Raw genomic sequence first — 24,485 nt, 5'->3', positions numbered from 1 at the left:
GCCAGAAGTGCTGGAGACTGAAACCTCGAACACGTCCTCATCGTTAATTTCTAGGATACTATCATCAAAAGTTGCGACGGTGAAATAAGTAGACATGGTATTCGCAGTAATTACTTCTTGGCGCATCACTGATGTTACATCCCCAGCTTCTGAGGTCTTATGGCCTACGACCACATCTACAGTTAAATCGGATATTGGCGCTTCAGAAAGTGCTAAAGTGTAATTAGCAGCATTACCTTCATCAATATTAGTGTCACCAACTAACGTTAACTTAGGGCCAGTAAATATGCTGTCATTGATTACTGTCTCAATAACATTACGTGCGACAGGCTGTTGTTCAAACTCTCCGCCCAAAGTATCAGTAATAGAGACAATAAATATATCATTGTCATTCCTTTCGTCGAAAATATCATCAAGTACTTTTATGCTGAATATGACGGATGTTTGGCCTGCAGGAATAACAACCTCTCGAGTGACAGGAATTACATCCTCTTCCTCTGACGTTTTATGAACAACAATTAAACTAATGGTTGTGTCAATGTTCATTGCTCTAGATAATGTGATGGTATAAAAAGCGGACTGACCTTCCATAATAACATTGTTGCCACTTAATAAAACAATAGGGTTGTCTAGAGTAACGAATAGGGTACGATTCAGCGAATCTCGCTGAGTAACCGGTAAATCAGATAAAATTTGGGCGGTGGTTGTAAATCCTGCGACAATTTGGACGTGTTCATTGGAAGATAGAATTGCTGACTGAGTCGCAATATAAGAACTCGCACTTATATCACCAGCAGCAGTCTCTGTTCCTTCAATTTGTGTAGGGTCTTCGCCTTCCTGCAATGCTAACAAAATTTGAGAGATATCATCTGACAGTGCTAAGCTAGTAAGTCGCTCTTGTTTTTGAATCTGTATCGTATTTCCGTCAACATCATTGGTTAAATGTGTATTTAGTTGTGCTCCATGCCCAAACTTAGATGAAATAAATATGTCTCCTTCATCTAGCACAGAACTTGTATTTGCAATTTTAATTGCACCATCTGACTTTACGATATATGCATTTCCTGCCAATTTACCAATAATTGAATTTGGCATGTAATACTCCTATCGTTCGACGGTTTCTATATTTTTATTTATAAGTGTATTAATAAAGCAAAATAAAATCTAATTGAAAATATTTAATTTAAAAAAATATAGTAAAATTACAATTTATCAAGAGTATATAAAATATATAAAATAACTTTAAGAATGCAATGTCTAGATAAATAACTATTTTTACTGACAATCTAAGCATTTTAATTATGATCATATATTTAATTAATAGTCATGTATTCATTAAAGTGGACCTAACATAATATATTTATTTTTTTGCTCAGTGGAATTTCGCATATACTAGCAAGTATTTAATGTTTTCAATTTATTAAATAAATCATGTAATATGATAAAAATTTTTGACTCATGATCAAAAATAAAATTTAAAGTTAACCATAATAAAATTCATGATAGTCAAGTATGTGACCGCATAAATGTGGTACATATTACACCCAATGGACTTTGTTTTCTAAGCTAGGCAACTAACTATTAATCTACATTTTAAATAACTATATTCACTTAGATACTCAGCTCTATGAATAAACTTCGCCGCAATACAACCAATGAGAAGCAATATAACCAAACTAAACAGGAGCATCATGAAATACCTCATTTATTTCGTAACTGAGCCATTATGACAGTTATAATAGTCAAACGAGTATTTTCAGTACCCTTGAGCAGTCTACAAGGTTTTGTTTCCTAATTCGATTCAGATAATAAATCCCAAGATAATGCACTATTAAACAATCGCTTTCATGTTAAGCGTACCTATCCCTGCCAGTTTATTTAACGCTTTTATCGTGACGTGGACTTCACTAATCTAAGCATTATGTTCCCTTAAACTCAATATTCCCCCGAAAAGTTGCTTGGCTCGAAACATTACCATCTCTGATAGGGGACATTTATGGTAACTGACCGCCAAATTATACAGATAATCTCGTTCTAAAAAGTTCTTCCTTTTTTGATGAAATTAATAAAACCGCTCGTTTAATACTAATGGTATCGTAAGCTCTATCGCCTAATGTTTTATTGACTTTTAAACGGGGCGGTTTAAACAAGTTAGGTAGTACTTCGCCGTCAGTCACATTTTATGCACTTAACTTAGCAGCAATGATTTCATACGTATTAATCTCTACCACTAAATATAACTTACACCAAATTCTCCGTTACCATCAGTTCCATGTTTTTTTACTTCCATGCGCTATCACCGTAAACTCCATGACTAAGTGCGGGATAGGCTCCTTTAATTCTCATCTTGAACATAACGTAAACCATTTTAGTTCGCTTGCTAATGTATAAATAGTGTAGGCATGACAACGACCGTTAAGCAGGGTTAAAAAACAGACATCATGCATTCTTGTAGACCTTTCAATGGTATTGAAAACACTCGTCTAACCATGAGGACCATCGTGACGGTTAAGTCGCTAAATAAACGAGATTTCCTATGCTTACCCTACTTAGTTTAATTCCATAGTTAAATGGCTTCTTCATCAATCCAGAATGTTCGTGAACCACGATTTATGAAAACTTGATTATACTACTTCCAGTTAGTTATTTTGTAGCAAAGCTTATTCATAGACCTGAATATTTAATAAATGAACCTAGCTGTTTAGCAGTGTTAATTGGAAACTTAATTTCCTAAAGGAGGACATTAAGCCGATTACCATAAATGTTCCCTAGCAAAAATAGCAATGATTTAAATCAAAAAACTACTGAGAGGGACATTGCTCCTAAGGAATAAAAATGCTTAGATTAGCGAAACCTACGTAATGATAAAAGCGTTCAATAAGCTGACAAAACTAGATATGCATAACATGAAAGCGATTATTTAATAGTGAATCATCTTAAGATTTGCTCTCTGAACTCGAATTAGGAAACAAAGCTAATTTATGGTATGAATAAGCTTTACTACAAAACAACTAACTAAAAGCAATTAACTGGAAACAGTATAATCAATCATAGCTCACTAGTAGTTTAGATTGATAAAAAATTATTCAGCTATGGAATCAAGTGAAGACGGGTAATCGTAGGAAACCTCGTTTATTTAATGGTTTAGCTATTACGACGGCTCTCATGGTCAAACGCGTATTTTCAATGCCGCGAAAAAATTTGCAAAAATTCATTAATTTTATTTAAAACTTGCTCAACTGCTATTGTTATGCTCTTACTATTCATACATTAACAAACGATCCAAAATGATTAACGTCGCATTCAAGACGAATACTAAAGGAACCATCCTGCACTTAACCATTGACTCCACGGGACTGGAAGTCTACGGGCGCCGCACATGGAAAGTAACAAGTATAGCACTGCTAGGAAACTGCTAGTCTAGCTTAAGTTACATGTAGCCGTAACGATCAATGCGCATAAAATCATTGCTGCTGAGTTAAGCGCACTAAATGCAACTGATGGCAGAGCACTACCTAACTTGCTCAAGTAAACTCGCCTAAGAATCCATAGATATCAGACGACGGTGATTACGATACCAGATAAGGTTACGCAACCACTCGTATTAAACGAGCACTTCCAATCATCCTACCAAGCAAAAGAACAACTTTTTAGGAACGAGATTATCCGCGTAGTTTAACGGTTAATTACCAACCATTATAAAGTTCAAGCCAACACGGGAAAACAAATATAGTTCTCATAACTTTCCTATCAGAGAAAGCAATGTTTCGAGTCAAAAACTACTGGTAAGAAGATTGAACCTAAAAAATTATCATGCCTAAATTGACGAACTTTACGCGATGATGAAAGCATTACATACGTTAGTAAAATTAACTTTCCCTTCAATGAAGGTGATCATCTTATAGTTAATTATGTTAGGATGTGCTATCTGGATTTGAATAAGGTAGCAAGATCGAACGTAAGTATTACCTTTAAATTACAATAAACTTATCGAATACGTGATCTACCAGATGAAGACTTATCTAAACGATTTTTAGTTGAATTAACAACACAACCACTACGTTTACCTTGTACCAGTTGACCATGATTTAGCTTACCATAACCTAATTTATCTTGAAAAAGATTGCTAGGTGCAACAGTTTGCTCTCCTTGAGTACCACGATACGCTGAATAATATTTGTGGGGTTCACTTGTATCAATACGCTCTGCGTGTTTATAAACCGCACGACGGATCTTTTGACTATGAATTTTATGGTTCTTCGTTTTTGATGTAATTATAGTTTCGAGCTCTGGAAGCATTTTAACCAGTCCACGTAGATAGTTAACGTCAGCCAGTTCAAGCTCGACCCAACCGCCTCGTGGTAATTCTTTATTTAGATATAGATTTCCGTAGCGAATACGTTTCAAGCGACTTACTGTTACACCTTGAGATTCCCACATACGACGAACTTCACGATTACGACCTTCAGTAATAACAACATAAAATGTGTGATTCATGCCTTTGCCACCAACATAAACAACATCTTCAAAACGAGCTTTTCCATCTTCAAGTGCTACGCCACAAACAAGATTTTTAATTATCATCTCATTCACTTTACCAAACACACGCACCATGTATTCACGTTGCACTTGACAGCTTGGATGCATTAAACGGTTAGCCAATTCACCATCTGTGGTGAAAAACATAAGACCTGATGTATTAGCATCCAAACGACCTACAGCAACCCAGCGGGCACCCTTTATACGCGGAAGACGATCAAACACTGTTCGACGGCCTTGTGGGTCGCTACGTGTACACAGTTCACCTTCTGGTTTATTATATACCAATACACGACACATAATTTCAGAAGGTACAGCAACTTTCACCGTGTATCCATCAATACAAATGTTTTTGCTTAAACTATCTAGGCGATTACCCAGTTTCGCAGCCGTACCATTAACACTGACACGACCAGCTTGAATCATGGTTTCAATTTCACGACGTGAACCAAGGCCGGCACGGGCTAATACTTTTTGTAATTTTTCGCTCATTTACATATACCTTACTGTCGCCTTCACAGGCGCCAATATTGTGAAAAAGGCTTCAAATGAAATCTCATTTAACATGTATTATGTTAAAATAACCCTTTATACGCTATATTTTTTCACTATGTTAAAGCTTATTATAATGAAGCACTATCACCTGTACCATAATAAAAAAATTCTAGCCTCACCTTCAAGCTTTATTTCCTAATTCGAATTCAAACAGCAAGTCCCAACATAGTTCATTATTTGATGCTCACTTTCATTATAGGCATATCTAACCCTCTCAGTGTACTTAATACTTTATCATGGCGTAAGTTTCGTCAATCTGAGCATTATAATCCCTCTGGCTCAATGTCCTTTAGAGTAGTTTTTTGGATTGAGCCATTACTGTCTCTGTTAGGAAACGTTATGGTAATCGATTTTATTTCCTAAATCAGGGAACTAACTTGCTAATCACGCTTTAAACAACTAGGCTCACTTAAATTTTTCGGTTTATGAACAAGTGTTTCTACAAAATAACTAACTGGAAGCAGCATAATCAAACCTTAATCAATCGCGGCTTACTAATATTCTGGATTAATGAAAAAGCTATTCAGCTATGGAATCAAACTAAGCACGATAATCATGGAAGACCCCGTTGATTTAGCTACTTAGCCATTATGATGGCCCTCATGGTTAAATGCGTATTTTCAATGCCATTAATAGATCTGAAAGGATTCATTAATTCTACTTTCAAACTTCTTAACTACTAATGTCATGCCCTCACTATTGATGCATTAGCAAGCGAACTAAAACGGTTAACGCCACGTTCAAGACTAAGGATAAAGGAAGCATAGAGCACTTAATCCTTGATTCTACAAACTCAAAGTCTACGGTGAAGAAGAATGGAAAGTAAAAAAGCATGGTACTGGTGGGGAACGGCAAATTTGATGCAAGCTACATTTAGCGGTAGATATAAACACGCATCAAATAATTACTGCTGAGTTAAGTGCACCAAATGTGGCTGACGGTGAAGTACTGCTTAGCTTACTAAAGCCGATCCACCGAAAGCCAATGAAATATCAGCGAATGGTGCTTATGACGCTAAACAATATTACGAAATCGTTCGTATTAAACGAGCAATTCCACCCATACCACCAAGAAAAGGAGCGACTTTTGGAAAGCGAAGTCATCTGCATAATTTAGCAGTCAGTTACCAGAAGTTACACGGCTCCAAGCAGCATTGAAAAACGAGGTCTGGTTATCATAAACATTCCCTATCAGGAACGGTAATATTTTGAGTCAAAGAACTACTTGGAGAAAAATTAAGTTTCAGAGATCATGATGCTTAAATTAACAAGATTTACGCCGTAATAAAAGCGTTAATCACGTTGAAATTTGCTATTTTAACTAGCCTTAAAAAATACAGCCCTTAGTTTGTTAAAAAAACTAATTTAATCTCAACGGTAAATATAATTAATCTATACTATACATGTCTCAAACTTTCACCATGTATAGTATGGTTTTAACTCATTAAGAAATTAAATTTTTCCTATCATTATAAATATATTTTTATTGTATAATCGCTTTTTTTAGCTAAAAATAGATAAAGGCGTCATAAAAGTAATACAGGTGGATTATCCTTATTGATTATTCACACACTGTACGTGGAACACTACGCAAACTGAGCGCAGGAATAATCATGCAAACATTGTAATAGGTGACTTGCATTTAAATATTAATTTTCTCTCAGCGCTGAAATCACAGAAGGTTTATTAATCAAATTAAACAATAAACTCTTTGCTGATGTTCTGTGAGCATCGGATAGAATTTTTTTAGGGTTTTTTCGGGATTCAGCAAGGATTTTGGTAATAAATCGACTATTAGTACCAGAAAGTTCGTACACAAACCTAAGAGTATCGAGCAGTTCCTCCTGAGGTAAACTATAAACTGCTATTTCACAACTAAGATTATCCATAGAAATCAAATTATAGACCACAATCTTACGCTCAGCTTTAAATGTTTCTTTGGCTTCATAAGCCTTAATTAATGTCCGCACTTTGTCAGCAATTGCTAATGGCACTTCCATTGTTTTTGTTTCATGTAACATGATTATTCTCCTACTCCCACCTGAATTTTAGGATTAGTTTACGCTCTCGCTGATATGTTGACATCAATTTTTCCATACTAAACAATACTAAATAGTTACTTTTTGTAAACTTCAATGCACGAAAACTATGTTTCCTAATCTTAACCCAGATAGCAGATCCCAACATAATAAACTATTCAACGGTCGGTTTCGCTTTAGGCATATTTAGTCCTGTCAACTTGTTTAACGCTTTTATCTTTGCGAGGGTTTCACCAATCTAGGCATTGTAACCCTTGAGGCTCACTGTCCCTCCCAGTAGTTTTTTGACTCGCAACATTACCGTCTTTAATAAGTAATGTTGATGGTAACCATACCTCATTTTTTTATTTTTATTTGAACCGTATTACTTCTGGTAACGGGCCGCTAAAATACGTAGATAACTTCGTTTTTAAAAATTGCTTCTTTTCTTAGTGGGGTGAGTGCTGGATGCTTCCTTTATTCTTCATTTTGAACGTAACGTTAATCCTTTTGGATCGTTTGCTAATGCATCAATAGTGGGGGCATGAAAATGGTAGTTGAAAAAACTTAAAAACAGAATTAATGAACCCTTGTAAGCCTCTCAATAACATTGAACATACGCACCTATCCATGAGGCTCGTCGTAATGGTTAAATCGCTAAATAAATAAAATTTTTCATGATTACCTCGCTTAATTTGGTTCAATAGTTGAATAGCTCCCTCATCAATACAGAATGTTAGTGAGACACGATTGATTACACTGCTTCCAATTAGTGATTGTGTAACGAAGATTGTTCATAGAACTGAATATTTAAGTGAACCTAACTGTTTAGAATATTGACTGAAAATTTAGTTCCTTTATTTGAAAAATAAAGCCGGTTACTATAAACGCATCCTAGCAGAGACAGCAATGACTCGAGTCAAAAAACTACTGAAAGAGATATTGAGCCTCAGGAATCACATAATTCAGATTAGTGAAACCTGCACCATAATAAAAGCATTAAATGAACTGGTAAGACTAAGTATGCCTAACACGAAAGAAATTGTCTAATAGTGGATCATGTTGAAATTTACTATCTGAGCTCGAATCAATAAATCAATTCAGTCCTTAACCCAAGATATGATATTAAACCTTTTGAATGCCGTAAGATGTTTTGAGCACCTCAAAGAAAAGAGTAGAATGCTTGTTACTTGCCGTAATATAAGCAATTCAAATGACAATATACCAATATAGAACCACGTGGGATACGTTCACAAAACTGTGGCCATTTATTGCTAGTTATAAAACTGGCTTAGTGGTTGCCGTCATCGCTCTGATCATTAATGCGGCAAGTGACACCTTAATGCTGTCGATGATCAAACCGCTTCTCGATGAAGGATTTACTTACAATAGCGTGGATAGTAATTTTCTTAAAATGATACCTATTTACCTCGTCATTTTAATGTTGGTACGCGGTGCGTCTAGTTTTGTTTCTACGTATAGTTTATCATGGGTTTCAGGCAAAGTAGTTATGATAATGCGTCGCCACATGTTTAACCACTTCATGAAAATGCCAGTGAGTTTCTTTAATAAAGAATCTTCAGGCGCATTGCTTTCTCGTATTACCTACGACTCTGAGCAAGTTGCGAATGCAACTAGTGGTGCATTAGTCAGTTTGGTGCGTGAAGGTGCATCGATCATCGGTTTGATGACCCTCATGTTTTACTATAGTTGGCAGCTTTCCGCTATTTTATCGGTTATCGTCCCAGTTGTGGCTTGGGTCATCGGCTTCGTGTCGAAACGCTTTCGTAAAATTTCCTCGAACATGCAAGAAGCCATGGGTTCTGTTACCTCTTCAGCGGAACAAATGCTAAAAGGTCATAAAATTGTTCTTAGCTTTTGTGGTCAAAAAGTAGAAAAAATACGTTTCGAAAACGTTAGCAATAGCATGCGACAACAAACCATGAAGCTTGTGTCTGCTCAGGCAATCGCAAACCCTGTGATCCAACTCATTGCGTCTTTTGCTTTGGTGGCTGTTCTTATGCTAGCAAACACCGAGTCAATCCGTTCTGAGTTAACCGCTGGTACATTTGCGGTTGTATTTGGTGCCATGTTTAGTTTGATGCGTCCGTTGAAAGCATTAACCAATGTGATTTCACAGTTTCAACGGGGTATGGCAGCTTGTAACAGCCTCTTTGAGCTGATGGCCATGGAAACTGAACAAGACAATGGTGAGCACAGTGTCAAGCGTATAAAAGGGAATTTAACCGTCAATAATGTAGTATTTACCTATCCAAACAAAGACACTCCAGCACTGAACAATGTTAGTTTCGATTTGCCAGCAGGCAAAACATTAGCACTAGTTGGCCGTTCTGGCTCTGGTAAAAGTACCATTGCAAACTTGTTGACTCGTTTCTATGATATTGACAGTGGTGACATCACTATTGATGGTGTTCGCATTGAAGATTATACCTTGACTAACTTGCGTAACCACGTGGCTATCGTTTCGCAAAATGTTCATTTGTTTAATGACACAATTGCGAACAATATTGCGTATGCTGCGAAAGATAAATATACTCGTGAGCAAATAGAGCATGCTGCAGAGCTATCTTATGCTGCCTATTTCGTGCGCGAGATGACGCATGGATTTGATACTATAATTGGCGAAAATGGCGTCAATTTATCGGGGGGGCAATGCCAGCGTATTGCGATAGCACGTGCGTTGCTACGTGATGCTCCTATCCTTATTTTAGATGAAGCCACATCGGCGCTGGATACTGAATCTGAGCGAACAATTCAAGCAGCGCTGGATAAACTTCAAAAAAATCGTACCGTTTTAATTATTGCACATCGATTATCGACCATTGAAAATGCAGATGAAATTCTCGTTATTGATGAAGGTGATATTATTGAGAGGGGTAATCATTCAACACTAATGGCGAAAGATGGTGCTTACGCACAATTATATCGCATTCAACTTGGAGAGTAAACCTTGGCGGGATGGATAGAAAAAATTTGGTTTGATAATCATCCTCTAAGATTTCTTAGCGCTCCACTTTTGTGGCCACTAAGCAAAGTATTTGGTGCGATTGCTAGAAAACATCGTTTAGATTATATCAACGGTAAAAATAATGTTTATCGCGCACCAGTCCCAGTGATTGTAGTGGGTAATATCACCGTGGGTGGTAATGGAAAAACACCAATCGTTATTTGGTTAGTTGAGCAACTCAAAGCGTTAGGCATGTCGCCAGGTGTAGTATCGCGTGGTTATAAAGGAACTTCTGATCGCTATCCATTTGTGCTTAATGCAATGACAACCACAAAAAAAGCAGGTGATGAACCTGTGCTGATTTATCAGCGTATGCAGGTTCCTGTTGCCATTTCACCTGTCCGTAGTGATGCTGTAAAAGCATTGTTACCTTTGGGTGTTGATATCATTATTACTGATGATGGTCTTCAACACTATAAATTGGCGAGAGATATAGAATTCGTGGTCATCGATGGCGAGCGCCGATTCGGCAACACACATTACATACCATATGGCCCGCTCAGAGAGCAAACAGACCGACTAGCAAGCGTTGATTTTGTAGTGTGTAACGGTGGTCATGCGTTACAAGGCGAAGTCCAAATGAGCTTGACACCGAGAGAGTTTGTTAACTTAAAAACAGGAAAGCATGTTCCTGCTCGCTCATTGAAAAATACGGTAGCAATGGCAGGCATTGGTAACCCACAGCAATTTTTTAATACACTATTTTCATTGGGTGTCACCCCAGTTCACTGCGAACCGTTTGCGGATCACAAAACATTTTCATTTAAAAAAATATCTGAATTATCTGAGAAAGGGCAACACTTAATCATGACAGAAAAAGATGCCGTAAAGTGTCGTCATATGCTCGTAGGTAACCTAAATAGCGAAAATTGGTGGTATCTTCCTGTTGATGCTTTTATCTGTCAAGATGATACCAACAATATACTAAGAACCATTAAGAAAGTGAAGGATGAATATGGATCACCGACTGCTTGACATCATTGCATGCCCAGCGTGTAAAGGAAAGTTGAGTTACAATATAGGAGATAGTGAACTTGTGTGTAAATTTGACCGTTTGGCTTATCCGATTCATGATGGTATCCCAGTTATGCTAACCACGGAAGCACGAGAAATATTATCGGAAGAAGTGAAATCATGAGGTTCACGGTCGTCATACCTGCTCGCTATAAATCCAGTCGTTTACCTGCAAAACCGTTGGTGGATATAGGAGGCAAACCAATGGTGCAGTTGGTTTACGAACAATCGATTAAATCTGGTGCAGAAAAAGTGATCGTCGCAACAGACGATCAGCGCATCGTTGATGCTGTAAAAACATTTGGTGGTGAAGTGTGTCTGACTAGCCCATATCATCAATCTGGCACTCAACGCCTTGCTGAAGTAATAAAAAAATACAATTTAACTACCGATGAAATCGTCGTAAATGTTCAAGGTGATGAACCACTGCTTCCACCGAATACTATTCACCAGGTCGCTGAAAACTTAGAGCGTAGTGCTGCGCCAATGGCCACACTTGCGGTGAACATCTATCACACCAGTGAGATCTTTAACCCTAATACAGTGAAAGTCGTCACAGATAAAGATAGTTATGCACTATATTTCAGCCGCGCTGCTATTCCTTGGGAACATGATCATTTAACAAAAGTCCCAACAAAAATACACCATAATTTAAAACGTCATATTGGCATTTATAGTTATCGTGCAGGGTTCATCAATACCTACATTCACTGGCCGCCAAGCCCGATTGAACACATCGAATGTTTGGAGCAACTTCGCGTGCTTTGGTATGGAGAAAAAATTCACGTTGATACCGCGATTGAAGCACCTCCGGCAGGTGTTGATACGGCGGAAGATCTTGAACTGGTTAGAAAACTCGTTGCAGAGTCGTAAATTGAACCTCAGCGCTGCATAAGCGCTTACTCATCAAACCTAGCCATCTTCATGATCAACTTCTTTAGTTAAAATCAATGCTCGATGAGCCCACTAGTAAATTAACCATATCTCTAATGCATGATGGTACCGAAAATACTCAATTTAAGATAGACTATATTTTCTAAATTAGAGGACTAAATTATTAATCTATATTATAAACTACTAGTTTCACCTAAATATTTAGATTTATAGGCAAGCTTCGCTACAAAACAATCAATTGGAAACAGTGACGGTGCAGTGTTACCGAACTTGCTCACACAGACCGGCTGAAGCATCTATGGTGAATTATTAAACGATCGTTTTCATTTTAAACATACCTAACCCTATCAGCATATTTACACACTTTTATCATGCCATAGGTTTCGCTAATTTTAGCATTATGATCGCTTAGGCTCAATGTTCCTCCTAGTAACTTTTGAACTTGCAACATTACCACCTTTTATAGGAAATGTTTATGGCAACCATACCTCATTTTTTAATGTTGATTGGCATCATATAACTTTTGGTAACGAACCGCTAAATAACGCGGATAACCTTGTTTTCAAGAAGTTACTCCTTTTCTTGGTGGGATGATTGGAACCGATTTTTTCACTCAAACGGTCGCGTAACATTGTCTCGTGTCATAAGCTTCATCGTCTGATATTGCATTAGTGCCTCGGCAGATCTGTTTGAGCAAGTTAGGTCGCACTACACTGTCAGTCATATCTAATGCATTTAACTCAGCTGCAATGATTTCATGCGTATTTATATCTACCATTAAATGTCACTTATACCAGACTCGTCGTTTCCCATTAGTACCATGATTTTTTTTACTTTCCTTGCTCCCTCACGTAGACTTTGAACCCCATCAAATCAATAGCTAAGCACGCTAAACAATTTCTTTAGTCTTCGTTTTCAACGCAACATTTACCATTTTGGCTTACTTTCTAATGCATGAATAGTAAAGACATGACAACGGCAGTTAAACAAGCTTGAAAACAAAATTAATGAACCGTTGCAGACTCTCAACGGTAATGGAAATGCTCATTTAACCATGAAAGCCATCGTAATGGCTAAGCCACTAAATACACGAGGGGTCTTCCACGATTACTCTGCTTAGTTTAATTCCATAGCTGAATGGCTTCTTCATCAATCCATAATGTTAGTGCACCACAATTCATTAAAGCTTGATTATATTGTTTCCCATTGGTTGTTTTGTAACTAAGCTTATTCAGAGAATTGAACATTTAAATGAGACTAACTGTTTAGAACGTAAATTGATAATTTAGTTCCCTGATTTAAGAAACAAAGCCTATCAAAAACGGCAGGGTTTAGAATCAACAAACTACTGGGAAGCCATTCATCCTAAAGGATCAGAGTACTCAGATTAGCGAAGCCTACACATGGTAAAAGTATTAAATAAGCTAACAGGGCTAGCCTATGTCTAACACGAAAGCGATGGTCTCATAGTGAATCATGTTGAAATTGACTATTTGAACTCGAATTAGGAAATAAGACCAGTCATTGAGGGGGGTCTAGAAGGATTCATTAATCCTGTTTTCGAGCTTGCTCAACTGTCATTTGTATGGATTCATTATTCTCGTGTCAGTAAGCAAATCAGAATAACTCACGTCACGTTCCAGACGAAGACTAAGGAAATAAACAAGACTGAGCATTGATTCTACTGGGCTCAAAGTCTACGGTAAAAGCGTATATAAAATAAAAAATATACGACTAATGGGAAATATCTAATTTTATGCAAATTACATTTAGCAATAGAGATAAATCCCCATGAGATCATTGCTGCTAAGTTAAATTCAACGAATGTAATTGGGGGGTGAAGCACGGCTTAACTTGCTCAAACAGACTCACTGAAGTATCAATGAGATGTATAGCGATAGTGTTAAATAAATGGTTCCATTCATCCCATTAATAGAGAGCATAGCTTTTAAAAAATGATGTCATCCGGGTAATTTAGCGGTCATTTCATAGCTAACCATGTTATCACCTCGATCTACGCTCAAATGAGGAAATAACACACATCCTACCCAAGATAGACATGTGCTAGACAAGTTCTATACACACTTCATTAAGGAAAAATTTAACCTTCCGTAGAAGTTTACAAAGATTCAACCGAAAAACAGTTGGATACTCCAAATCAACGAAAATATACGGTAAAATAATTGATTCATTAAATATACGTCTTACCTTTGAATCATAATCGCTTTATTAAATACATAACTGTGTGGCTTGTAAATACAACTGACAAACGGCACCATGGGATTTATTATAATAACAGAGGCAATTATGACTGTTATCCGTAAAGAAGATGTCATCGACAGTATCGCTGACGCACTACAGTATATTTCTTACTATCATCCACTTGATTTTATTAAAGCACTTGAGAAGGCATATAATAAAGAGCAGAATCAAGCAGCAAAAGATGCTATTGCCCAAATATTGATCAACTCTCGTATGTCAGCAGAAGGCAAGCGCCCTATCTGCCAAGACACTGGTATTGTTACCTGTTTTGTGAATATTGGAATGAACGTTCAGTGGGAAAGTGATCTGACAGTGCAGCAAATGGTGGATGAGGGTGTTCGTCGTGCCTATAATAACCCAAATAATCCACTTCGTGCATCTATAGTTGCAGATCCTGCAGGAAAAAGAACGAACACAAAAGACAACACGCCAGCGGTTGTCCACATTAACTTAGTACCTGGCAATGCGATAGGAGTTCAAATCGCTGCCAAAGGCGGTGGTTCAGAAAACAAAACCAAAATGGTAATGCTAAATCCGTCGGATGATGTGGCGGCATGGGTAGAGGAAACCCTACAAACCATGGGTGCAGGTTGGTGCCCACCGGGTATACTAGGAATAGGCATTGGTGGAACGGCTGAAAAAGCAGCTATACTGGCGAAAGAATCGCTGATGGAACACATAGATATTCAAGAGCTTATTGATCGTGGCCCACAAAATGCAGAAGAAGAATTGCGGTTAGACATTTTTAACCGTGTAAACAAGCTCGGTATTGGCGCACAAGGCCTTGGCGGTTTAACCACGGTTGTTGATGTAAAAATTAAAACAGCACCAACGCATGCAGCATCGAAACCTGTTTGTTTGATTCCTAATTGTGCAGCAACACGCCACATTCACTTCACGCTTGATGGTTCAGGACCAGCCAACCTTCAACCACCGAAACAGGATGAGTGGCCTGAAGTAACGTGGGAAGTGGGAAATAATGCCCGCTATGTGAACTTGGATGTGATAACGAAAAATGACATACAAGAATGGAAAACCGGTGAAACAGTGCTGCTTTCTGGCAAGATCTTTACTGGTCGCGACGCAGCACACAAACGCATTCAAGAAAGATTGAATAACGGCGAAGGCCTGCCAAAAGGTGTTGATCTGAATGGTCGCTTTATTTATTATGTAGGTCCAGTTAATGCAGTAGGTGATGAAATTGTTGGTCCAGCAGGCCCCACAACGTCAACTCGTATGGATAAATTTACTGATATGATGTTGAATGATATAGGTCTGATAGGCATGATCGGTAAAGCTGAACGCGGCCCAGCAACAGTAGCATCCATTAAAAAACACAAAGCAGTTTACCTAATGGCAGTAGGCGGCGCGGCTTATCTTGTTGCGAAAGCAATCAAGAAAGCCCGTGTTGTTGCATTCGAAGATTTAGGCATGGAAGCTATCTACGAATTTACGGTAGAAAATATGCCAGTTACCGTTGCTGTTGACTCACGGGGCGTCAATGCACATCAAATCGGCCCAGATACATGGAAAATAAAAATTTCTAAAATGGAACAATAGATTGTCTGTTGAACAAAATTCTATTTCCTAATTTAAGTTCAGATAGCAAATCTCAGTATGATTGACTATTAAATAATCGCTTTTATTTTAGGCATATCTAACCCTATCAGCTTATTGAACGCTTTTATCATAGCGTAGGTTTCGCTAATCTGAGTATTGTCAGACCTTAGATTTAATCTCCTCTCACAGTAATTTTTTGACCAGAAATATCATCGTCTCTGATAAAGGATGTTTATGGTAACCATACCTTATTTTACAAAACTTATTTGAATCTTATAACTCCTAGTAACTTACCATCAAATCACACGGATAACTAAATTTTTAAAAAGTTGCTCCTTTTCTTGGTAGACTGAGTAGAACCGCTTACTTAATATCAGCGGTTTTACAGTATTGTCTAGTGTCATAAGCTCTATCGGCTGATATTTCATTGATTTTTCAACAGGGCTGTTTAAACACACTAGATAGCACTTCACCGTCAGCCACATATGATACACTAAACTGAGCATCAATGATTTCATGCATTTTGATATCTACCACTAAATGTAACTTATTCCAGACTCGCCGTTTTCCATCAGTACCATACTTTTTTACTTTCCATTATCCTTTACCGTAGGCTTCGTGCTCGATAGAATCAATGACTAAATGCTGGATGCTCCCTTTATTCTTCATCTTGAACGTAACGTTAAAAACGAAAGGACTTTATTTTCTAAATTCGTAAACTCAATTTTAAATCAACACTATAAAACAGTTAAGCTCACTTAAACATTCTGGATTACTGAAGAAGCCATTCAGCTATGGCATCAAATAAAGCAGGAAAATCGTGAGAGACTTCGTTTATTTAGTAACTTAACCATTACGATGTTCCTCATGGTTAAACGCGTATTTTCAATGTCATTGGGATTTGTTATCTGAACTTGGATCAAGAAACATAGCCATTTACTACTCCAAAATAGTTTTGGTTGAAAATTCACCACTATCATGAATATTATTTCATACTACTATTACTTTGGAACTATCAAGTAATAGGAAAAGCTACTGAAAATATAACACTGAATATGCAACTGGATAAAAAAATCTAAACATATTTATACTGCAACTTTCTATAATTCATAAACTGGATATAGTATTGGCGCTACTCATAACCTTTAAGTGCAAAATGGTGCTAATGGCAAGGTGCAGACTCTCCTGCGCCAGCATTAAAGCGTTAATTACCGTTGCATACGCCACCACTTTTTGTCGCATTCGTACTTCAATTAGCGTTATTTCCACAAATACCATTACCACTTTTATGACTCTTACCTCCTAAATAACGTGAAGTTTTACTTTTTGACGGCTTATAATGACGCATATTTTCACCAGAGCGTTGACTGCCAGAATCTACAGCCTTTGGTTTCTTAGACCGGGTTGGTCGCAAGTCTAGGCAAGAAGCCATTAATCGATTGCTTGGCTTGAATCCTTCCATTTCAATGCGTGTTAACACTTGTTGAATCAAACGCTCAATATCAAACAATTCAGCCGCTTCATCTGCACATACCAATGAAATTGCTTTACCAGTTTCGCCTGCACGTCCTGTACGACCGATGCGATGGACATAATCTTCAGACACGTTTGGTAAATCAAAATTAATAACTTGTTGTAGCTGGGGAATATCAATGCCTCGAGCAGCAATATCAGTAGCAACTAAAACACGGACTGCACCTGCTTTGAAATCAGCCAAAGCTTTAGTGCGTGCACCCTGACTCTTGTTGCCATGCATAGGAACAGCGCTGATACCTTTTTCATTAAGGTAATGCGCAAGCTTGTTGGCACCATGCTTAGTGCGGTTAAATACCAACACCTGGCGCCAATTACCTTCTTTTATCAATCGCACCAACACTGGAGCTTTTTGGTGCTTGTCGACTGGATAGATACTTTGTTCAACCGTTTGTGCGGTAAGATCATGTGGCGTAACAAAAATTTCAATTAAATGATTTACTAAACCTTTTGTTAATTCGCGAATTGCATCAGTAAAAGTCGCAGAAAACAGTAAATTTTGACGTTGCTTCGGCAACACAGCAAGAACTTTACGAATATCACGAATAAAACCCATATCCAGCATGCGATCTGCTTCATCAAGTACCAGTACTTCTAATTGCGAGAACTTCACTGCATTTTGGTTATAAAGATCTAGTAGGCGGCCAGGGGTCGCAACTAAAATATCGCTACCTTTGCGAAGACGTAGTAATTGTGGGTTAATCTTCACACCACCGAAAACGGCGCAAGAACTGACGTTTAGATAACGACCATATTTTATTAAACTTTCATTAATTTGTGCAACAAGTTCTCGTGTCGGTGCCAAAATCAACGCACGCACATAGTTATTCTTGACACGTTGACCTGCACTTAAACGCTCCAAAATTGGAAGCGTAAAACCTGCAGTTTTTCCTGTCCCAGTTTGGGCTATTGCCATTACATCTTTACCTTCTAGAACAACGGGGATCGCTTTCGCTTGGATTAGCGACGGCGTGTCATAACCCTGTTCATGAATAGCTTTGAGGATTGGAGCAGAGAGACCTAACGAGGTGAAGCTCATAAATTTTATTCTCAGTTAAATAACACAGTATTTTTGGAGGAAAAGAATCACTGTGTCCACTATAGTTCGGAACATACATCCTGAAGAAGCTTTTTATATTAACCTCTCATATCCTTCTATCATCATGTTTGAATACTTATCGCCATTCGCTGCTTAAAAATGAGCAGAAACAAAAAAGCCCGTATGCTCTTTTATCAAGAGTCCACGGACTTTTTTGAATGTGGTGGAGAGATAGGGATTTGAACCCTAGGTGCGCTATAAACGCACGCCGGTTTTCAAGACCAGTGCTTTCAACCACTCAGCCATCTCTCCATGAGTAGAACACATATTAATAAGCAGACGCCGTGTTGTAAAGCGTTAATTCAAGGAAGGCCCTTCAACCGCTGCGTTTTTGAACGATAATTAGTTATTAAATTAAAAATACATAACTCCAGCGCACCCACATGCTTATTTTAGACTTTGTTTCCTAATTCGAGTGCAGATAGCAAATACCAACACAATTCACTATTAACCGCTTGCTTTCGTTATAAATATACCTAAGCTGTCAGCTTATTTAACACTTTTATCATGCCGTAGGTTTCGTTATTTTAAGCAGTGTACTTGCTTATGTACAGCGTTCTTTCCAGTAGTTTTTAATTCAAAACACTGCCGCTTTTGATAGAAAACGTTTCCGATAACCATACGACGTTTTTCAAGGCTAATTAAACTCATATGACTTCTAGTAACTGACTGATAAATTACGCAGATGATTTCATTTTTAAAAAATTGCTCCTGTTCTTAATAGGATGAATGGAGCCACTCGTTTGATACAAACGGTTCAATAACATTGTCTCATGTTGTAAGCACCATGAGGCTGATATTTCATTAATTTTTCGACGGGTCTGTTTGAACAAGTTAAGCAACACTTCACCATCAGTCATATTTGATGCACTTAATTCAGAAGCAATGATTTCATGCATTTTTATATTTACCGCTAAATGCAGCTTATGCCAGACTCACTATTTTTTGCCAGTACCATGCTTTTTGACTTTCCATTCTCCTTCACCGTAAACTTTAAGCCCGTAGAATTAATAACTAAATGATAAATAGTTTTTTTAAACTTAATCTTGAACGCAACGTCAATCATTTTGACTCGTTTGCTAATGCATGAATGATGAGGGAATGACAACAGCAATTAAGCAAGCTTCAAGACAAAATTCATTAATCCTTGCAGACTCTCAATGACGCTGGAAATACACGTTTAACCATGAGAGCCACCGTGATAGCTAAATTGTTAAAAAAACAAAGTCTCCATGATTACTCTGCTTGGTTTAATCCCATAGCTGAATGGCTGCTTCAACAATCCAGAATATTAGTGAGCCATGATTGATTCAAGCTTAGTTATACTATTTCCGATTAGTTATTTTGTAACAAAGCTTATGCAGAAATCTCAATATTTAAATGAACCTTGCTGTTTAGAGCTCAGGTTAATAATTTCGTTCCTTTATTTAGGAAATAAACTCGCGTAATCTTTCTAATGTATGTTCTAGTTGTTTAACCATCATTGCAGAAATATCCATTGGCAATTTTGTTTCAGGATGAGTAAACTTAATATTTGCGGCATGAAGAAATAAACGGTTCAACCCAAATTTTTTCGTATAAGCATCAAAACGCAGGTCTCCATATTTATCATCCCATGCCAACGGATGACCTACATACTGGGCATGTACGCGTATTTGATGCGTACGACCAGTAATTGGACTCGCTTGAACAAGGGTCGCTTGTTCAAAATTTTCCAGAATTTTAAAGTGAGTTTCAGCAGGCTTACCATTCTGGTTAACACGCACAAGACTGTTCACTGCATTTTTTAATAATGGAGCCGCCACCTTGCGAAAAGTGGGTTGCCAGTTTCCCATTACCAATGCAAAATAATATTTTTGTACCAATTTTTCACGAAACTGTGCTTGAAGATGGAGAAGTGCAGAACGTTTCTTCGCGATCAATAAAATTCCTGATGTATCTCGATCAATGCGATGGACCAACTCAAGAAAACGAGCAGCAGGACGAAGTGCACGCATCGCCTCAATTACACCAAAATGCAGCCCACTCCCTCCGTGCACAGCTGTTCCTGAGGGTTTATTAAGAATCAACATGTAATCGTCTTCATAAATCACGCAATTTTCTAGCTCAGCAACACGATCTAATTTGATACTAGACACCTTAATTTGAGCTGCTTCAGGAACCATAATCGGTGGGAGCCGGATTAAATCTCCTTCTTTAAGTTTATACTCTGGTTTTACTCGTTTTTTATTTACTCTAATTTCACCTTTACGGAGAATGCGATAGATCCTACTTTTAGGAACATTTTTAAGTTTATTTTTAAGAAAATTATCTAGCCGTTGGCCAGCAATATCATCAAAAATTTCAATGAATTGTACTTTAAATTTCTCTTTATTCATAGGATATATATATTACATTATATTAAAGTAATTTGCTGCAAAAAAATGTCCCTGCTATAGTAATATTATTATTATAGAAAATTTTGTAGTTTTTTTACACACTACGGTGAAAAAACCATCATATAGAATATATATACTGTTTTATCCAAGACACATTGATCATTCACGGCACTACTTAGTGATTTTAATTCCGATGAAAGTTCAACTAGTTTTAATCATGCTGCAATTGGCTTAAGACATGAGGCATAAAGCGCCCGTTAGTTTGTTGGCATAACTGGAGAATAACCAGTGTCACAGAGACGACTGCTATTTATGATGGAGAATCAACTGAATAAGCTGAATAAATTTTTAAACTCAGTGTCAGTTGGTTAATAAATAGTGCCCTAGAGTGTCCCTGATTCTCCTTCCGTGAGGTTGCATTAATGTCAGACTCGGGATCTGGCAGTATTGCGTTTTTTTGTCTCGTATCCGACAACTAATAACAATGATAAATAATCGAGAAAAATTAATATGAAAAGAATGTTGATCAACGCAACTCAAAAAGAAGAGTTGCGCGTCGCATTGGTTGATGGGCAACGATTATACGATCTAGACATCGAAAGCCCTGGCCATGAATCGAAGAAAGCCAACATTTATAGAGGACGTATCACACGTATTGAGCCAAGTCTTGAAGCTGCTTTTGTAGATTACGGTTCTGAACGTAATGGTTTCCTTCCTCTTAAAGAAATTGCTCGCGAGTGCTTCCCTGCTAATTACAGTTACCAAGGTCGTCCTAACATTAAAGATGTGTTAAAGGAAGGACAGGAAGTAGTTATTCAGGTAGATAAAGAAGAACGCGGTAATAAAGGTGCAGCCTTAACAACATTTATCTCTCTTGCAGGAAGTTATCTTGTATTGATGCCTAATAATCCTCGTGCTGGTGGTATTTCACGACGCATTGAAGGTGAAGAACGCAGCCAACTAAAAGAAGCAATGTCTGATCTTAAACTGCCACAAGGCATGGGTCTCATTGTTCGGACTGCTGGCGTCGGTAAATCTGCAGAAGAACTTGAATGGGACTTAAATTATCTACTCAATAATTGGGAGCGCATTTTAAGCGCTGGCGAATCGCAAAATAGTCCTTTCCTAATTTATCAAGAAAGTGACGTTATTGCGCGTGCATTTCGTGATTACCTTCGCCGCGATATCGGTGAAATACTCATCGATAGTGAAACTATCTTCAATCAAGCTTGTAAGCGTATTCAAGCGACTCGTCCTGACTTTTTGCAGCGCATCAAACGTTATGAAGGTGAAGTACCTCTCTTCAGCCACTACCAAATCGAAAGTCAGATTGAGTCGGCATTTCAACGCGAAGTACGTCTACCATCAGGTGGCTCGGTTGTTATCGATCCTACAGAAGCACTTACCTCCATAGATATTAATTCAGCCCGTGCTACTAAAGGTTCTGATATCGAAGAAACAGCTCTTCAAACTAATCTAGAAGCTGCTGATGAAATTTCTCGCCAATTGCGCCTTCGTGATCTTGGAGGTTTAGTTGTTATCGACTTCATCGATATGACACCAGTCCGTCACCAACGCGAAGTGGAAAACCGCCTTCGTGAAGTCGTTCGCATGGATCGGGCTCGCGTGCAAATCGGTCGAATTTCTCGCTTTGGTTTGTTAGAAATGTCTCGTCAACGTTTAAGCCCATCTCTAGCAGAAGCGAGCCATCACATTTGTCCACGTTGTACAGGCACAGGCGTTATTCGTGATAATGAATCTCTGTCACTTTCTATTCTTCGCCTTATCGAAGAAGAAGCACTGAAAGAGAACACTTCACAAGTAATGGCAATCGTTCCAGTACCAGTAGCATCTTACTTATTAAACGAAAAACGGCGTTCTATTCAATACGTAGAAAAATACCATAACGTTTATGTTGTCATTGTTCCAAATTCAGACATGGAAACACCTCATTTTGATGTATTGCGTGTCCGTAGCGGTGATACAAACACCACATTATCTTACCAATTGCCCCAAAAATTAGAAGCGCTTCGTGAAGCCGAAAGCAAGGAAGACGCACCGACTGAACGTATTACTAAGAAACGTGAAGAACCTGCACTACAAGGCTTTACCACCCCTACATCTCCTGTACCAGAATCTTTTACACCAACGGTTAAGTCTACCGTGAAAAAATCAGTAAAATTTTGCTTAGTATCGTTCGTTTCTGGTCTTTTTACAGCACATTTTGTGAAAAAAAAAGTAACAGAGCCAAAACAAGAGACACATAATCATTGCGATCACAAACACTCACAAGTGCGTACTCGCCATAACTCACGCAATAATAACCAACGAAACGATAACGATCAGACACCGGGACATGGAGAGCACAAACTACACCGTAGTAAAAACCGTACTGAGTCTACTGAACGTAACATTGGAAACACTAATAAGAGCACCGAACATAGTGCTGATTTTGAACATCAGGAAAAGCATACCAAAAAGCAGAATCATAACCTTACTAAAAATATAGAACAACGCTTTTCACAAGCGCCAATTGCCAGCTCAGTTAAAGAAGACGTACCTGCACTAATCGCACAACAAGAAATTGTAGAAATGACAAAAAAAGTGAATGAACGCCGCCAGCAACACCAGCTCAACAAAAAAATTCGCATAGGCGATGCTTCTCAAGAACAAGATAAACCATCAATGAAGCCACTTCAAAACGCGGTCACAGTAGTAGTAAAAGAACAAACAAAACAAACTGATGTGCGCAATATAATCGCAGCATCAAATAATGCAGAACAACGTGATGAGAAGCGCCACAACCGCCGCTTTCCTCGCCATATTCGTGCAAGCGGACAGCATCGCCGCCGTAACTATCGAAATGAAAACGAAGCTGAGTTTACTGAACAAGAACTTGAACAATTGAACATACTGGATGCATCCATTTCTATTGTTGAAAAACGGAACAAAGTTGTCTTGAAATCTGGGGTTGCTTCGCCAGAAATTGCAATGGGGAAGGTGTGGTCTTCTAAAACTGCAATCAAAGCACCTATGGTAACTCAAGATATAGTAACAGGTTCACCAGTACATACTAGTGCAGTTGTATTAGCACCATTGCTTGGTGGTATAGCTTCTCCAAAAACGGTAATGAGTACAATAGTACCTCAACGACAAGTACCAATGATTTTAGAACAAAAAACAAAATCAGAAGGCGCAGAAATATTGAAAAAAAACCTGCCCATAACTGTAACCGATTCAGTATCACATATTAAAAAAATTACATCAGTCATGAATGTTGCTTCCGTTAAGGTAACAACAACTACAGTTACTGATTCTATAGATGCAATACTATCTGAAGAAGAGAGCATAAAAAAAATGGTTGAAGTGAACAATATCACAGCTGTTGAAACAACTAAATCTATAAAAAAACTGATGATTAACCTTCACTGTGCAATGTCTCCAATGATAAAAGTACCGACACCGGAAACAAAAAACAGTTCGCCAATTCAGATAGGTATTGCTGACTTTCGTATTGCACAAAAACAGTCAAAACAAGCAGGTAGTGAAACAGCAACTAACCGTTCTACAGCACAAGCCACGAAGCCGAAGTTCCAATTAAAATAA

Annotated in this window: 14 protein-coding genes, 1 tRNA gene and 7 pseudogenes; 11 read left to right on the top strand and 11 right to left on the bottom strand. The window is 37.9% G+C overall.

Features of this window, described 5'->3' with window-relative positions; genetic code table 11:
* Both BTN50_RS06730 and BTN50_RS06725 read right to left on the bottom strand, forming a co-directional pair.
* Positions 1–1,095, bottom strand: a 1,095-nt coding sequence (locus tag BTN50_RS06730) for an immunoglobulin-like domain-containing protein (RefSeq protein ID WP_335582444.1), incomplete at its 3' end; no start/stop codon positions are given.
* 736 nt (positions 1,096–1,831) lie between these two features.
* Positions 1,832–2,614, bottom strand: a pseudogene (locus BTN50_RS06725) (transposase).
* A gap of 426 nt (positions 2,615–3,040) precedes the next feature.
* Between BTN50_RS06725 and BTN50_RS11375 the strand changes: the two are divergent.
* Positions 3,041–3,905: pseudogene (locus tag BTN50_RS11375) on the top strand (IS5 family transposase).
* A gap of 82 nt (positions 3,906–3,987) precedes the next feature.
* On the opposite strand, the gene rluB reads toward BTN50_RS11375, so the two are convergent.
* Positions 3,988–5,031: a 23S rRNA pseudouridine(2605) synthase RluB gene (gene rluB / locus BTN50_RS06715; protein ID WP_096619496.1), complete on the bottom strand. Its 1,044-nt coding sequence runs from the start codon at positions 5,029–5,031 to the stop codon at positions 3,988–3,990.
* Positions 5,032–5,519: 488 nt separating this feature from the next.
* On the opposite strand from rluB, the pseudogene BTN50_RS11370 reads away from it, so the two are divergent.
* Positions 5,520–6,353: pseudogene (locus BTN50_RS11370) on the top strand (IS5 family transposase); the annotation flags it as partial.
* Between the two features lie 389 nt (positions 6,354–6,742).
* Here the strand turns inward: BTN50_RS11370 and BTN50_RS06705 are convergent.
* Both BTN50_RS06705 and BTN50_RS06700 read right to left on the bottom strand, forming a co-directional pair.
* Complete coding sequence (locus BTN50_RS06705) at positions 6,743–7,114, bottom strand: hypothetical protein (protein WP_096619495.1); 372 nt, start codon at positions 7,112–7,114, stop codon at positions 6,743–6,745.
* A gap of 172 nt (positions 7,115–7,286) precedes the next feature.
* Positions 7,287–7,909 (bottom strand): annotated as a pseudogene (locus BTN50_RS06700) (transposase).
* Between the two features lie 111 nt (positions 7,910–8,020).
* Here BTN50_RS06700 and BTN50_RS10195 point away from each other — a divergent pair.
* From BTN50_RS10195 to kdsB, 5 genes are all read left to right on the top strand, one after another.
* A complete protein-coding gene (locus BTN50_RS10195) occupies positions 8,021–8,161 on the top strand; it encodes a hypothetical protein (protein WP_161492979.1) in 141 nt (46 codons plus the stop codon).
* A 163-nt stretch (positions 8,162–8,324) separates the two neighbouring features.
* The gene (gene msbA, locus BTN50_RS06695; protein WP_096619494.1) at positions 8,325–10,079 is read left to right on the top strand and encodes a lipid A ABC transporter ATP-binding protein/permease MsbA; all 1,755 of its coding nucleotides are present in this window, start codon (positions 8,325–8,327) and stop codon (positions 10,077–10,079) included.
* Between the two features lie 3 nt (positions 10,080–10,082).
* Positions 10,083–11,114 carry a tetraacyldisaccharide 4'-kinase gene (gene lpxK / locus BTN50_RS06690; protein WP_096619493.1) on the top strand — a complete coding sequence of 344 codons (1,032 nt, stop codon included), beginning with the start codon at positions 10,083–10,085 and terminating at the stop codon, positions 11,112–11,114.
* A complete protein-coding gene (locus BTN50_RS06685; RefSeq protein WP_096619492.1) occupies positions 11,095–11,277 on the top strand; it encodes a Trm112 family protein in 183 nt (60 codons plus the stop codon). The genes lpxK and BTN50_RS06685 overlap by 20 nt, the downstream gene beginning before the upstream one ends.
* Positions 11,274–12,026: a 3-deoxy-manno-octulosonate cytidylyltransferase gene (gene kdsB, locus BTN50_RS06680; protein ID WP_096619491.1), complete on the top strand. Its 753-nt coding sequence runs from the start codon at positions 11,274–11,276 to the stop codon at positions 12,024–12,026. The genes BTN50_RS06685 and kdsB overlap by 4 nt, the downstream gene beginning before the upstream one ends.
* Before the next feature lie 330 nt (positions 12,027–12,356).
* Here the strand turns inward: kdsB and BTN50_RS06675 are convergent.
* Positions 12,357–13,294: pseudogene (locus tag BTN50_RS06675) on the bottom strand (IS5 family transposase).
* An 830-nt stretch (positions 13,295–14,124) separates the two neighbouring features.
* Between BTN50_RS06675 and BTN50_RS12400 the strand changes: the two are divergent.
* Positions 14,125–14,268, top strand: coding sequence for an IS1 family transposase (locus BTN50_RS12400; protein ID WP_096619554.1), 144 nt, complete (start codon positions 14,125–14,127; stop codon positions 14,266–14,268).
* A gap of 86 nt (positions 14,269–14,354) precedes the next feature.
* The gene (locus BTN50_RS06665) at positions 14,355–15,869 is read left to right on the top strand and encodes a fumarate hydratase (RefSeq protein WP_096619490.1); all 1,515 of its coding nucleotides are present in this window, start codon (positions 14,355–14,357) and stop codon (positions 15,867–15,869) included.
* Positions 15,870–16,165: 296 nt separating this feature from the next.
* Here the strand turns inward: BTN50_RS06665 and BTN50_RS10190 are convergent, their stop codons facing one another.
* Entirely contained in the window at positions 16,166–16,342 is a 177-nt protein-coding gene (locus BTN50_RS10190; protein ID WP_161492978.1) for a hypothetical protein, read from the bottom strand.
* A 289-nt stretch (positions 16,343–16,631) separates the two neighbouring features.
* Between BTN50_RS10190 and BTN50_RS06660 the strand changes: the two are divergent.
* Positions 16,632–16,766, top strand: a pseudogene (locus tag BTN50_RS06660) (transposase); the annotation flags it as partial.
* A 352-nt stretch (positions 16,767–17,118) separates the two neighbouring features.
* On the opposite strand, the gene BTN50_RS06655 reads toward BTN50_RS06660, so the two are convergent.
* The 4 genes and pseudogenes from BTN50_RS06655 to rluC all read right to left on the bottom strand — a co-directional run bounded on the left by BTN50_RS06655 (position 17,119) and on the right by rluC (position 20,879).
* Complete coding sequence (locus BTN50_RS06655; RefSeq protein ID WP_096619489.1) at positions 17,119–18,441, bottom strand: DEAD/DEAH box helicase; 1,323 nt, start codon at positions 18,439–18,441, stop codon at positions 17,119–17,121.
* A gap of 221 nt (positions 18,442–18,662) precedes the next feature.
* Positions 18,663–18,753: transfer RNA gene (locus BTN50_RS06650), tRNA-Ser, on the bottom strand.
* 508 nt (positions 18,754–19,261) lie between these two features.
* Positions 19,262–19,811: pseudogene (locus BTN50_RS06645) on the bottom strand (IS5 family transposase); the annotation flags it as partial.
* A 117-nt stretch (positions 19,812–19,928) separates the two neighbouring features.
* Positions 19,929–20,879: a 23S rRNA pseudouridine(955/2504/2580) synthase RluC gene (gene rluC, locus BTN50_RS06640; protein WP_096619488.1), complete on the bottom strand. Its 951-nt coding sequence runs from the start codon at positions 20,877–20,879 to the stop codon at positions 19,929–19,931.
* Positions 20,880–21,389: 510 nt separating this feature from the next.
* On the opposite strand from rluC, the gene rne reads away from it, so the two are divergent.
* Positions 21,390–24,485 (top strand): ribonuclease E, encoded by a 3,096-nt coding sequence (gene rne / locus BTN50_RS06635; RefSeq protein ID WP_449240175.1) that lies wholly within the window; start codon positions 21,390–21,392, stop codon positions 24,483–24,485.

Source organism: Candidatus Enterovibrio altilux (genome assembly GCF_002381345.1).
Lineage (GTDB): Bacteria > Pseudomonadota > Gammaproteobacteria > Enterobacterales > Vibrionaceae > Enterovibrio > Enterovibrio altilux.
Note: the sequence above shows the minus strand (reverse complement) of the source record. Positions and strands in the feature narration are given on the sequence as shown.

What these genes read in the sequence shown, in the direction of transcription:
- msbA (WP_096619494.1), top strand. Translation starts at nt 8,325, where the DNA reads ATGACAATATACCAATATAGAACCACGTGGGATACGTTCACAAAACTG.
- BTN50_RS06655 (WP_096619489.1), bottom strand. Translation starts at nt 18,441, where the DNA reads ATGAGCTTCACCTCGTTAGGTCTCTCTGCTCCAATCCTCAAAGCTATT.
- BTN50_RS06705 (WP_096619495.1), bottom strand. Translation starts at nt 7,114, where the DNA reads ATGTTACATGAAACAAAAACAATGGAAGTGCCATTAGCAATTGCTGAC.
- BTN50_RS06685 (WP_096619492.1), top strand. Translation starts at nt 11,095, where the DNA reads ATGGATCACCGACTGCTTGACATCATTGCATGCCCAGCGTGTAAAGGA.
- rluC (WP_096619488.1), bottom strand. Translation starts at nt 20,879, where the DNA reads ATGAATAAAGAGAAATTTAAAGTACAATTCATTGAAATTTTTGATGAT.
- BTN50_RS10195 (WP_161492979.1), top strand. Translation starts at nt 8,021, where the DNA reads ATGACTCGAGTCAAAAAACTACTGAAAGAGATATTGAGCCTCAGGAAT.
- rne (WP_449240175.1), top strand. Translation starts at nt 21,390, where the DNA reads ATGAAAAGAATGTTGATCAACGCAACTCAAAAAGAAGAGTTGCGCGTC.
- rluB (WP_096619496.1), bottom strand. Translation starts at nt 5,031, where the DNA reads ATGAGCGAAAAATTACAAAAAGTATTAGCCCGTGCCGGCCTTGGTTCA.
- kdsB (WP_096619491.1), top strand. Translation starts at nt 11,274, where the DNA reads ATGAGGTTCACGGTCGTCATACCTGCTCGCTATAAATCCAGTCGTTTA.
- BTN50_RS06665 (WP_096619490.1), top strand. Translation starts at nt 14,355, where the DNA reads ATGACTGTTATCCGTAAAGAAGATGTCATCGACAGTATCGCTGACGCA.